An 11,206-nucleotide genomic window follows, 5' to 3' on the forward strand; every position below is an offset into this window, starting at 1 on the left:
CGGCGTTCGGCAATGCCGACCGGGATTCATTGACCTGTCCGGTTTGTCTCCCTACGGTGCTACGAGGCCCGGCAGAGCGCCTCGGACGACGGCGTCCGGCCGGCCCGCACACACCTCAGGAGAGAACATGGCGGCACAGCTCAACACGCTGCTTCCGGAGGCCCGCGACCACGTGTGTCCGCTGCCGCCCGGTGCGGATGCGGTATCGGCCCTGCGCCGGTGGGCGCGGGCGGTCCTCGCCGACTGGAGGGTGACCGAGGCGGTCACCGAGGACGCCCTGCTGGTGGTGTCGGAGCTGCTCACGAACGCCGTGGTGCACGCGCTGCCGCCGGCGGTGCTGCGGCTGGCGTGGGCCGGGGGCGACGGGCACGGCACCCTGCGGGTCGAGGTCACCGACGCCGGTCCGGCGCGTCCGGCCGGGCAGCCCCCCGCCGGGATCGACCCGGACGAGCACGGCCGGGGCGAGGAGATCGTGCACGCCCTGGCGGAGCGGCACGGCATCCGGGTGCACCCCGGCGGGGTCACGCGGTGGGCGGACCTCGTGGCGGTGTGAGGGACGGCGCCCGATCGGCCGCCGCGGGAAAATTCGGAGCCGGGATGCACGTACGGCCCACTCGGGGGAACTAGTAGGGAAGGAGCGTTGCTACCCGCAGTGCTATCCGCTGGAGGCGCGTCATGATCGCACTCGGCATCATCCTGCTCATCATCGGTTTCCTGACAGGAGTATCGATCCTGTGGACCATCGGCATCATCCTGGTGGTCATCGGTGCGGTCCTGTGGATCCTGGGAGCCATGGGGCACGCGGTCGCCGGCCGCAAGCACTATTGGTGAGCGGCGGACGCTCTCACCACCTCTCTCCACAGCGGTCCTCACCCGTCCTCACGTGACGGTGGGGACCGCCCGTGTAGTCGCGGTGCCGCCCAGGTCGGCGGCCACGCGCGGTCACGATGCGGGGGCGGCCAGGAGCGTCCGGCACTCGAGCCACGCCTCGGGGCTGAGCAGGTCGCGTACGCGGGTGAACAGGCTGAGCAGGTCGGGGCCCCACCGCTCGCGGAAGGCGGGGTCGACGCGGGCGAGGTCGAGTTCGTTCGCGGCCGTCAGTTCGGCGAAGTCCCGGCGCAGCCGCGGATCCGGTACGGCGGCGACGCCGGTGAAGCGGTCGTGGAACGGGGCGTCGGGCCGGGCCAGGCCGGGGTAGGTGGCCGTGCGGTCGCACGCGGCGTACAGGTGGACGATCTCCTCGGCCTCGGTGCCGATCACCGCCCGCAGGTCCGCTCTGCGCTCCGGCGGGAGGAGTGCGCCGGGGAAGCCGTCGGTGCCGTAGAAGGCGTGGCACAGACCGGCGAGCCGCAGGGCGGGGCGGGCCTGCCACAGCGCGAGCCGCTCGTGGACGCGCCGCAGGTGGGCCAGGAGGGTGCCGCCGGGGTGCGGCATCTCCTCGGCGCCCAGCTCGCGCAGCAGGGCGACGGCGCGGTCGGCGGCGACGGCGGGGTCGGTGTGCATCGGTCGGTTCTCCTCTCAGGTCGCCGGACGGATGCCCGGCCGGAACTTGGGGACGCGTACGGTGATCTTCGTGCCGGCGCCGACGCCGGTCTCGATGACCAGGCCGTGGCCGTCGCCGTACACCTGACGCAGCCGCATGTCCACGTTGCTCAGCCCGATGCCGGCGGACGGTCCGCCGGCGCCGCGCAGGATCTCGCGCAGCCGCTGCGGGTCCATGCCGACGCCGTTGTCCTCGATGACGACCCGGGCCTCGGTGCCCTCGTCCTCGGCGACGATCGTGATGCGGCCGCGGTCCACGGCCTCCTCCAGGCCGTGCCGGAGCGCGTTCTCGACGAGTGGCTGCAGGCACAGGAACGGCAGCGTGACGGGCAGCACCTCGGGGGCGATGCGCAGGGTGACCTCGAGGCGCCGGCCGAACCGGGCGCGGGCGAGTTCGAGGTACTGCTCGATGGAGCGCAGCTCTTCGGCCAGCGTGGTGAAGTCGCCGCCGCGGCGGAACGAGTAGCGGGTGAAGTCGGCGAACTCCAGCAGGAGTTCGCGGGCCCGCTCGGGGTCGGTGCGGACGAACGAGGCGATGACGGCCAGCGAGTTGTAGACGAAGTGGGGCGAGATCTGCGCGCGCAGGGCGCGTACCTCGGCCTCGATGACGCTGGAGCGGGCCCGGTCCAGTTCGGCGAGTTCGAGCTGGACGGAGACCCAGCGGGCCACCTCCTCGGCGGCCCGGACGACGCCCGCGGACTCCTGGTCGGCGAAGGCGGCGAGCGCGCCCGCGGCGCGGCCGTCGGCGCCGAGCGGCGCCACCACGCCCCAGCGGACGGGGCAGGTGTCGTTGGCGCAGGACAGCGTGAAAGTCTGCGGGCGGCCGGTGCGCACGGCGTGGGCGAGCCGGGCCTCGGCCTCGGCGCGGTGGTGGTCGCCGACGCCGTCCCAGGCGAGCACGGACTCCTCGTCGGTGAGGGCGAGGGCCACCGTGCCGAGCAGCGGCCGCAGCCGCCGGGCCGCCTTGCGGGCCGTGTCGGGGGTGAGCCCGGCGCGCAGGGGCGGCGCGGCGAGCGAGGCGGTGTGCAGGGTGTGGAACGTGGCCCGCTCGACGGGGGTGCCGGGACCGGCCGGGTTCTCCTGCTGCCGGCGGGCGCCCGCGTGCCCGAGGACGGCGCCGAGGGCGAACAGCGCGAGACCGGCGAGGGCCAGGACGACGGCCCCCAGGACGCTCACGGGCGTCCCCCGGGCGGGCTCCCGGCCGGGGCGGTACGGCCGGTCAGGGTCTCCGGCAGGTGGAGCCGGGCCATCGTGGCGGCGGCGTTCGCCGGGATCCGGGTGCGGGTGGCCAGGGACACCAGCACCATGGCGGCGAAGCCCACGGGGACCGACCAGACGGCCGGCCAGGCCAGCAGGGTGTGCAGCCAGCCGGAGCGGGCCCCGCCGGCGATGGTCACCGTCACCGCGGCCAGCGCCGAGCCGCCGCCGAGGAGCAGCCCCGCGACCGCGCCGGGCGGGGTCAGGCCGCGCCACCAGATCCCGAGGACGAGCAGCGGGCAGAACGAGGAGGCGGACACGGCGAAGGCGAGGCCGACCGCGTCCGCGACGGGCAGGTCGCTGACGACGGCGCCGGCGGCGGTGGGCACCGCGATCGCCGGCAGGGTGGCCAGCCGGAAGTGCCGGATCCCGAGAGCCGGCAGCACGTCCTGGGCGAGGACGCCGGCGACGGACAGGGTGAGCCCGGAGACGGTGGACAGGAACGCCGCGCAGGCGCCGCCCGCGACGAGGGCGCCGAGCAGGTGGCCGCCGGTGCCGCCGACCAGCCGCTCGGGCAGCACCAGGACCGCCGCGTCCGTGTCGCCGGTGAGCAGCAGGTCGGGGGCGTAGAGCCGGCCGAGCACGCCGTAGAGGGGGATCAGCAGGTAGAAGGCGCCGAGCAGGCCGAGGACGACGACCGTGGTGCGGCGGGCGGCGCGGCCGTCGGGGTTGGTGTAGAAGCGGACGACGACGTGCGGCAGGCCCATGGTGCCGAGGAAGGTGGCGAGGATCAGCCCGTAGGTGGCGTACAGGCCGTGCTGCTCCCGGCCGGCCGACAGCGGCCTGGCCCAGCTGGACGGGGCCGCCCGGCCGCCCTCGTCGTCAGGCAGCGGTACGGGGGTGCCGGGCGGGAAGCGCAGGGTGGTGCCGGCGCCGACGCGGTGCGTGCCCGGGCCGAGGGTGAGCGGGCCGCCGTCGCGCGGCCGTCCGTCGACGGTGCCGGACGCGGCCGTGACCCGGACCGGTTCGTCGAGGGTGAGGGTCAGCGGGTGGTCGAGGCGCACCTGCGTGGCGCGCTGGAAGACCGGCCGTTCGTCCCAGACGGGGGTGGGGGCGCGGTCCGCGCGCCAGGCGAGCAGCAGGAACACGGCGGGCACCAGCAGGGCGGTGAGTTTCAGCCAGTACTGGAAGGCCTGGACGAAGGTGATGCTGCGCATGCCGCCGGCGGCCACCGCGACCGTGACGACGGCGGCGACGACCAGGCCTCCGAACCAGCCGGGCGCTCCGGTGAGCAGCCGCAGGGTCAGTCCGGCGCCGCGCAGCTGGGGCAGCAGGTACAGCCAGCCGATCCCGACGACGAGGACGCCGGCGATCCGCCGCACGGCCCGGGACTCCAGCCGCGCCTCGGCGAAGTCGGGGAGCGTGTAGGCGCCGGAGCGGCGCAGCGGGGCGGCGACGAAGACGAGCAGGACCAGGAAGCCGGCGGTGTAGCCGATGGGGAACCACAGCATGTCGGCGCCCTGGGCGAGGACGAGCCCGGCGACGCCGAGGAAGGACGCGGCGGACAGGTACTCCCCGCTCACGGCGCAGGCGTTGAGGCGGGGCGGGACGCTGCGGGAGGCGACGTAGAAGTCGGAGGTGGTCCGCGAGACGCGCAGCCCGAGCGCGCCGACGAGCACCGTGGCGAGGACCACGGCCGACACCCCGGCGATTCCGTACGTCTGGTTCAACGCCCGGTCACGTCACCCTCGTTGCGCTCGGCACGGCGGACGTACCAGGCGCCCGCGCCCAGCAGGACGGGGTACGGCGCCGCGCCCAGGACGAGCCAGACGGCGAGCGGGACGTCCGGCCCGGCACCGGCCAGCAGCACGGGGAGCAGGCCGAGCGAGACCGCGAGCAGGGCCACCGCGGTGAGCGCGGCCCGCAACTGACGGCGCATCAGCGCCGCGACCGGCGCACCGGATCCGGGCACGGCCGCCGTGCGGGGTGGCGGAAGACCGGCACGCGGGCCCCGGGGCCCCGCGGTGACGACCTCGCGGCGCGCGTCGGCGCTCACCCGGCCGCCGGTGCGGGGCTCATGGCCGCCGCCGGCGGCTGCTCGGCCCCCGGCGCCCGTCTCCCCGCGCCCGCCGAAGCCCTCGCCGCACCCGCGAGCGGCTTCCCCGTCTCCGGCGCCGATCTCTCCACGTGGGCTCGCGGCCTCTCCGCGCGGGCCGGCGGCCGCTCGGCGCCCGCCGGCGGTCTCCCGGCTGCCGCTCACGGACTCACCTCGGCTGCCGACGACTTCCCGGCTGCCGGGTACGACCTCTCCGCGCCCGCCGCCGGTCTCCCGGCCCGCGGTGCCCGCCTCTGCGTACCCGGTGACGGCGTCTCCCCGGCCGTCGGCGCCTGCCGGGCCGCCGATGACGTTCTCACGGCCGCTGCCCGTGGCCTCCCGGCCCTCGGCCGCCGTCTCCCCGCGCGCGTCGGCGGCTTCCCCGGCCCCGACGGCAGCCGCTCCGCGTCCCGGGGCCGTCTCCTCGTGAGGGACGGGATCCGGACCCATGACGCACTCCCCGACGCCGCGGTGATCAGCTTGTTGCGGCGAGTGTACGCAGCGCGCCAGGGGTCAGGTAGACGCGCGACGAGGTTCGGCTGACGTCCGGGTGGTCAGCGCGGCCGGTCGACGGTGCCGCGGGCCCGCCGGGTCAGCAGGTCGCGCAGTTCGCGGGCGTTGCGGCGGCTGACGGCGAGGACGCGGTCGCCGATCCGCACGGTCAGGTTGCCTCCGTCCAGGCGGAGTTCCTCGATGCGGCCGAGGGCGACGAGCCGGCTGCGGTGGATGCGCACGAAGCCGCGCGAGCGCCACTGCTCCTCCAGGGCGGACAGCGGGATGCGCACCAGGTGACTGCCGTGCGGGGTGTGCAGGCGGGCGTAGTCGCCGTGGGCCTCGACGTAGGTGATGTCGGCGATGGGCACGAACCGGGTGACCCCGCCCAGTTCCACGGGGACCTGGTCGCCGGGCGTGCCGCCGGGCTCCCGGCCGGGGCCGTCCGGTGTGCGGGCCCGGGTCAGCTCGGCGACGCGCCGCACGGCCTCCGCGAAGCGCTCCCTGCGCAGTGGCTTGAGCAGGTAGTCCACGGCCTTGAGGTCGAACGCGCGCAGGGCGAAGTCCTCGTGGGCGGTGACGAAGACGATCAGCGGCGGAGCGGGGAAGCCGCCGAGCAGCTGGGCGAGGTCCAGGCCGCCGAGGCCGGGCATGTCGATGTCGAGGAAGACGACGTCGACGGCCTCGGGGGCGTCGGGCCCGGCGTCCCTGGCCCGTTCGAGCCGGCGCAGCGCCCCGGCGGCGTCGAGCGCGGGCACGACCGTGCCGATCCGCGGGTCCTCGCCGAGGAGGTACACCAGCTCCTCGAGCGCGGGTTCCTCGTCGTCGACGGCCAGCGCGCGCAGCGTGTCCCGCATCGTCCGCTCCCCTCCCCCGCCCCGTCCTCGTCCTGCCCTCATCCTTTCCGCACCCGCCCCGCCCGGCCAAGGCCGCGTCGCCGCCTCACGGCAGACCGTCACCGCGGCGGTCCTCCTCCGCGCCCGTCCGTCGGGCCGTCACCCCTCGCGGAGCAGGGCGCCGAGGATGCGGTCGGGGGTGAGGGGCAGGTCGCGGAAGCGGATGCCGGTGGCGTGGTGGACGGCGTTGCCGATCGCGGCGGCGGTGCCGACGATGCCGATCTCCCCGATGCCCTTGCTGCCCATGGGGTTGAGGTGGGGATCGTCCTCCTCGATCCAGTCGGCCTCGATGTCGGGGACGTCGGCGTGGGCGGGCACGTGGTAGGAGGCGAGGTCGGCCTCGGTGAAGTCGCCGAAGGGGCGGTCCAGGGTGCTGCCCTCGGTGAGCGCCATGCCCAGGCCCATGGTCATGCCGCCGACGAACTGGGAGCGGGCGGTGCGGGCGTTGAGGATGCGTCCGGCGGCGTAGACGCCGAGCAGCCGCCGTACCCGGGTCTCGCCGGTGACGGTGTCGACGGCGACCTCGGCGAAGTGGGCGCCGAAGGCGTGCCGGGCGTAGGGGGTGTCGGCGTCGGCGCGGCCGGTGGTGTCGGCGCGGGTCTCGATCCCCTCGGTGGGCAGCGGGCCGGTGAGCGCGGCGAGCCGGGCCGCCAGGTCGGTGCAGGCCTCGTGCACGGCCCAGCCCCAGGAGGCGGTGCCGGAGGAGCCGCCGGCCAGCGGGGCGGGGGGCAGGTCGGTGCGGCCCACCTCGGTGCGGACCCGGTCCAGGGGGACGTGCAGGGCGTCGGCGGCGACCTGGGCGAGGACGGTGCGGGCGCCGGTGCCGATGTCGGAGGCGTTGACCCGGACGACGAAGGTGCCGTCCGGCAGGGCCGTGGCGGTGGCGGTGGAGGGGCTGACCATGACGGGGTAGGTGGCGGCGGCGACGCCGGTGCCGAGGAGCAGCGGGCCGTCCGCGCGGGTGCCGGGGCGGGGGTCGCGGCGGTCCCAGCCGAAGCGGCGGGCGCCCTCGCGCAGGCACTCGACGAGGTGCCGGCTGCTGAACGGGCTGCCGGTGCCCGGGTCCCGCTCGGGCTCGTTGCGGATCCGCAGCTCCACCGGGTCCAGGCCGAGCGCGCCGGCGAGTTCGTCCATGGCGGATTCCAGGGCGTACATGCCGGGGGCCTCGCCGGGGGCGCGCATCCAGGAGGGGGTGGGGACGTCGAGCGGCACCACGGTGTGGGTGCTGAGCAGGTGGGGGGCGGCGTACATGACGCGGGAGGGGACGGCGGCCTGCTCCACGAACTCCTTGACCCGGGAGGTGTGGGTGGTCACCTCGTGCAGCAGGGCGATGAGGCGGCCGTCCGGGGTGGCGCCGAGCCGCAGCCGGTGCAGGGTGGGGGCCCGGTGGCCGACGGTGGTGGGCAGGTGGCGGCGGGGGAAGGCCACGGTGACGGGCCGTCCGGTACGCCGGGCCGCCATGGCGGCGAGGACGACGTCGGGGCGCGGGGTGCCCTTGGAGCCGAAGCCGCCGCCGACGTGCTCGGCGATGACGGTGATCTGCTCCTCGGGCAGCCGGAACAGGCCGGCGAGGACGGAGCGCACGGTCGTGCCGCCCTGGCTGGAGGTGTACACCGTGAGCCGGTCCCCGTCCCAGTCGGCCGTGGTGGTGTGGGGTTCCATGGGGTGGTTGTGCAGCGGCGGCACCCGGTAGGCGGTGTCCACGCGGACCGGGGCGGCGGCGAACGCGGCCGCCGGATCGCCCAGTTCGAGCCGGCCGGGCTGGCCGCCGTTGGCCTCCTCGGGCTCGTAGGCGTCCGGGTGGTCCGGCCGCAGGCCCGCGTCGTGGGGCTCGCGGGCGTACGTGACGCGGACCGCCCGCGCGGCGTCCCGCGCCGATTCCGGGGTCTCGGCCACCGCCAGGGCGACGCACCAGCCGCGGTGCGGCACGCGGGGGTTCTGCAGGAGGGCGAGGGTGGCGTCGTCCGGTTCGGCGAGGCGGGGTGCGTCGCCCGGCGTGAGCACGGCGAGCACTCCGGGCAGCGCGAGAGCGGCCGAGGTGTCCACCCCGGTCACCCGCCCCCGGGCGATCCCGGCGGGGACCGGCCACCCGTACACCCGCCCGCTCAGGTGGTGCTCACCGGCGTACCGGGCCGCCCCGCTCACCTTCTCCCGCCCTTCGCGCCGCCCGGCGGCGGCCCCGAGGGCGGCCCCGGTACGGGGCGCGGGCTCCTCGTAGGTCCGCACCGCGCGGGCCCCGGGCGCCTCGGAGGGCGGCGCGGTACGGGCGCTGCCGCCCGCACCGGCGGCTTCCGTCCAGCCCGCCGCCACGTCCTCGGCGGGGAGGGCGCCGGGGACCAGGGGGTCGTCACCGGACGGGCCGCCGCCGGCCACCTGCGGGGTCGGGTCGGTGGGGGGCATGGGGGCTCCTGGGTGGGTCAGACGGGGCTGGGGGCCGGGGCCAGGCGGGTCAGGGTGTCCAGGGCCAGGTTGTGGGCCAGCGGGACCTTGAAGGCGTTGTCCCGCAGGGGCTCCGCCCGCTCCAGTTCCAGGTCGATCGCGCCCTCGAAGGCCGGCGGGGTCGCGGCGGCGCCCAGCAGGGCCGTCTCCGCGTGGTGGGCCCGCCAGGGGCGGTGCGCCAGGCCCCCGAAGGCCAGGCCCACCTGGTCGACGACGCCGTCCGCGACGCGCAGCACGACGGCGACGGAGGCGAGCGCGAAGGCGTACGAGGCGCGGTCGCGGGCCTTGCGGTAGGCGGACGGGACGCCGGCCCGGGCGGCCGGGAGCAGCACGCCGGTGATCAGTTCGCCGGGGCGGATCTCGGTGTCCCGTTCCGGGTGCTCACCGGGCAGCCGGTGGAAGTCGGCCACCGGGATGCTGCGGGTGCCCTCGGTGCCGTACAGCTCGACGCGGGCGTCCAGGGCGGCGAGCGCCACGGCCATGTCGGAGGGGTGGGTGGCGATGCACCGGTCGGAGTGCCCGAAGACGGCGTGGTCGCGGTGGACGCCCGCCAGGGCGGCGCAGCCGCTGCCCGGCACGCGCTTGTTGCAGGGCTTGTCCAGGTCCTGGAAGTAGGGGCAGCGCGTCCGCTGCAGGAGGTTCCCGCCGGTCGTGGCCGCGTTGCGCAGCTGCCCGGAGGCGCCGGCGAGCAGGGCCTGGGACAGCACTGGGTAGCGGTCGCGGACCAGCGGATGCGCGGCCAGGTCGCTGTTGCGCACGGTGGCGCCGACGCGCAGCGACCCGTCCGGCCGCTCCTCGACCGTGTCCAGCGGCAGCCGGCCGATGTCGACGAGGACGGCGGGGCTCTCCACCCCGAGCTTCATGAGGTCGACCAGGTTGGTGCCGCCGGCGAGGTAGCGGGCGCCGGGGTGGGCGGCGTACGCCTCCGCTGCCTCCTCGACGGTGCGCGGCCTCACGTATCCGAACGCTTTCACCGGATCACGTCCTCCACGGCGTCGACGATGCGCGGGTAGGCCCCGCACCGGCACAGGTTGCCGCTGAGCCGTTCGCGGATCTCGGTCCGGTCCAGCGGGACGGGCCGGCCGGAGGGCTCGGCGGGGTCGGTGACGTGGGAGGGGTGGCCGGCCGCGGCCTCGGCGAGCATGCCGACGGCGGAGCAGATCTGTCCCGGGGTGCAGTACCCGCACTGGAAGGCGTCGCGTTCCAGGAAGGCCCGCTGCAGGGGGTGCGGCTCCTCGCCGTCGCCGCTCAGGCCCTCGATGGTGGTGACCTCGCTGCCGTCGAGGGTGACGGCGAGGAGCAGGCAGCTGTTGACGCGGCGCCCGTCGGCCAGCACGGTGCAGGCGCCGCACTGGCCGTGGTCGCAGCCCTTCTTGGACCCGGTCAGGCCGAGGTCCTCGCGCAGCAGGTCGAGCAGGACCCGCCGGTGGTCGACGAGCAGGGTGTGGGGTTTGCCGTTCACCCGGAGGGTGATCTCCGAGTGCGGGCCGAGCCGGTTGTCGCTGGTCATGGCAGGGTGGGCCTTCCGCCAGGGGCCTGGTGCCGTGCACACCGCGTATCCACGCCGCGGCACCTCACACGTCCCCCGGCTCAGCTCGTCGCGGTGGTCCCACCGCTCTTGGTCATCCGGTCGGTGATGTCGGCGGTGTCCCCGGCGGGCGGCGCGGTGATCCGCGCGTCGGTGCCGAAGCCGCTGAAGCGGAGCACGGTCGTGCTGGTGACCCGGCTGCTGCCCTGTCCCGGGGTGCGGCCCTCGAGCGGGTGCAGGGTCAGGCGGACGCTCTCCTGCCGCATCCGGCCCCGCCCGTCCAGCCAGACGTCCACGGGCAGCGAGGACCGGCCGAGCTGCCGGCGCAGCTCCCGCGCCTGGCCGGCGTCGCCCCGGGTGAGGGCGGACAGGGGCACCGTCACCCGGTAGTGGGTCGTCGGGGTGCCGTCGAGGGTCTGCGCGCCGACCCGGGTGACCTGCCCGGCACCGGCGTCCTTGAGGTAGCGCACGGGCTCGGCCGGGTCGCTCACCCGGGACTGCCCGGCCGAGCCCTGGCGTGCCAACCGGCCGAGGTCGATCCTCAGCCAGGTCTTGCCGTGCGGTACGGCGCCCCGCTGCCCGCCGGAGGGCTTCTGGTAGACGACCCCGTCGACGACCCGCTGCTCGACCGTGGTGCCCTGCGTGGTCAGCTCGATCCGGCTCGCGCCGCGCTTCAGGTCGGCGACGCCGCTGCCGTGCGCGGTGAGGGCCTGCCCCTCGGCGACGACCTTGCTGCTGACGGCCAGCTTCGCGGTGCCGGCGGCCACCGTCCGGCCGTAGGCGTCCTGGACGGCGCGGGCGGGCGGGGTCGCGCTCGGGCCGCGCCGCGCGTCCGCGGCCTTCCCGGAGCCGTCCTCGCTGCCGCAGCCGGCCAGGGCCGCGGCGGCGAGGACGAGCGCGGCGGCGGCCCGTGCGGTCTGCGCTGTCGACACCGTGGGGGCTCCTCCCAAGTCGGGTGACGTCCTGTGGACTTGACCCGCTCCCGGTTCCCCGTTCGCCGCCGCTCACGCGCGCCGG

At 76.2% G+C, this 11,206-nt stretch carries 11 protein-coding genes; 2 read left to right on the forward strand and 9 right to left on the reverse strand.

The features are described from left to right. Positions 1 to 127 precede the first annotated feature (127 nt). Together AQJ66_RS25670 and AQJ66_RS39520 are read left to right on the forward strand one after the other, a co-directional pair. Positions 128 to 553, forward strand: coding sequence for an ATP-binding protein (locus AQJ66_RS25670; protein WP_061926738.1), 426 nt, complete (start codon positions 128 to 130; stop codon positions 551 to 553). A 122-nt stretch (positions 554 to 675) separates the two neighbouring features. Then, positions 676 to 831: a DUF6131 family protein gene (locus AQJ66_RS39520; RefSeq protein ID WP_167359186.1), complete on the forward strand. Its 156-nt coding sequence runs from the start codon at positions 676 to 678 to the stop codon at positions 829 to 831. A 111-nt stretch (positions 832 to 942) separates the two neighbouring features. On the opposite strand, the gene AQJ66_RS25675 is transcribed toward AQJ66_RS39520, so the two are convergent. The 9 genes from AQJ66_RS25675 to AQJ66_RS25715 all read right to left on the reverse strand — a co-directional run bounded on the left by AQJ66_RS25675 (position 943) and on the right by AQJ66_RS25715 (position 11,121). Next, positions 943 to 1,503 carry a DUF6817 domain-containing protein gene (locus tag AQJ66_RS25675; protein WP_061926740.1) on the reverse strand — a complete coding sequence of 187 codons (561 nt, stop codon included), beginning with the start codon at positions 1,501 to 1,503 and terminating at the stop codon, positions 943 to 945. A gap of 15 nt (positions 1,504 to 1,518) precedes the next feature. Further along, positions 1,519 to 2,718 (reverse strand): sensor histidine kinase, encoded by a 1,200-nt coding sequence (locus tag AQJ66_RS25680; RefSeq protein ID WP_061926742.1) that lies wholly within the window; start codon positions 2,716 to 2,718, stop codon positions 1,519 to 1,521. Further along, entirely contained in the window at positions 2,715 to 4,469 is a 1,755-nt protein-coding gene (locus AQJ66_RS25685) for a sodium/solute symporter (RefSeq protein WP_061926744.1), read from the reverse strand. Before AQJ66_RS25685 ends, AQJ66_RS25680 begins: the two co-directional genes overlap by 4 nt. Then, positions 4,466 to 5,284, reverse strand: a complete 819-nt coding sequence (locus tag AQJ66_RS40325; RefSeq protein WP_244162939.1) for a hypothetical protein — start codon at positions 5,282 to 5,284, stop codon at positions 4,466 to 4,468. The genes AQJ66_RS25685 and AQJ66_RS40325 overlap by 4 nt, the downstream gene beginning before the upstream one ends. A gap of 104 nt (positions 5,285 to 5,388) precedes the next feature. Continuing rightward, entirely contained in the window at positions 5,389 to 6,183 is a 795-nt protein-coding gene (locus AQJ66_RS25695; RefSeq protein WP_061926746.1) for a LytR/AlgR family response regulator transcription factor, read from the reverse strand. 138 nt (positions 6,184 to 6,321) lie between these two features. Further along, on the reverse strand, positions 6,322 to 8,622 hold the full coding sequence (locus AQJ66_RS25700) for a xanthine dehydrogenase family protein molybdopterin-binding subunit (RefSeq protein WP_244162940.1): 2,301 nt from the start codon (positions 8,620 to 8,622) through the stop codon (positions 6,322 to 6,324). Positions 8,623 to 8,639: 17 nt separating this feature from the next. Then, positions 8,640 to 9,635: an FAD binding domain-containing protein gene (locus AQJ66_RS25705; RefSeq protein ID WP_061926748.1), complete on the reverse strand. Its 996-nt coding sequence runs from the start codon at positions 9,633 to 9,635 to the stop codon at positions 8,640 to 8,642. Next, positions 9,632 to 10,171, reverse strand: a complete 540-nt coding sequence (locus AQJ66_RS25710) for a (2Fe-2S)-binding protein (protein WP_061926750.1) — start codon at positions 10,169 to 10,171, stop codon at positions 9,632 to 9,634. Before AQJ66_RS25710 ends, AQJ66_RS25705 begins: the two co-directional genes overlap by 4 nt. A gap of 80 nt (positions 10,172 to 10,251) precedes the next feature. Continuing rightward, positions 10,252 to 11,121 carry an SCO4651 family lipoprotein gene (locus AQJ66_RS25715; protein ID WP_061926752.1) on the reverse strand — a complete coding sequence of 290 codons (870 nt, stop codon included), beginning with the start codon at positions 11,119 to 11,121 and terminating at the stop codon, positions 10,252 to 10,254. Positions 11,122 to 11,206: the final 85 nt, after the last annotated feature.

It is taken from the genome of Streptomyces bungoensis, assembly GCF_001514215.1.
GTDB lineage: Bacteria > Actinomycetota > Actinomycetes > Streptomycetales > Streptomycetaceae > Streptomyces > Streptomyces bungoensis.

Coding starts and splice junctions, on each gene's coding strand:
- AQJ66_RS25670 (WP_061926738.1), top strand. CDS start 128: ATGGCGGCACAGCTCAACACGCTGCTTCCGGAGGCCCGCGACCACGTG.
- AQJ66_RS25695 (WP_061926746.1), bottom strand. CDS start 6,183: ATGCGGGACACGCTGCGCGCGCTGGCCGTCGACGACGAGGAACCCGCG.
- AQJ66_RS25700 (WP_244162940.1), bottom strand. CDS start 8,622: ATGCCCCCCACCGACCCGACCCCGCAGGTGGCCGGCGGCGGCCCGTCC.
- AQJ66_RS25710 (WP_061926750.1), bottom strand. CDS start 10,171: ATGACCAGCGACAACCGGCTCGGCCCGCACTCGGAGATCACCCTCCGG.
- AQJ66_RS39520 (WP_167359186.1), top strand. CDS start 676: ATGATCGCACTCGGCATCATCCTGCTCATCATCGGTTTCCTGACAGGA.
- AQJ66_RS40325 (WP_244162939.1), bottom strand. CDS start 5,284: ATGGGTCCGGATCCCGTCCCTCACGAGGAGACGGCCCCGGGACGCGGA.
- AQJ66_RS25675 (WP_061926740.1), bottom strand. CDS start 1,503: ATGCACACCGACCCCGCCGTCGCCGCCGACCGCGCCGTCGCCCTGCTG.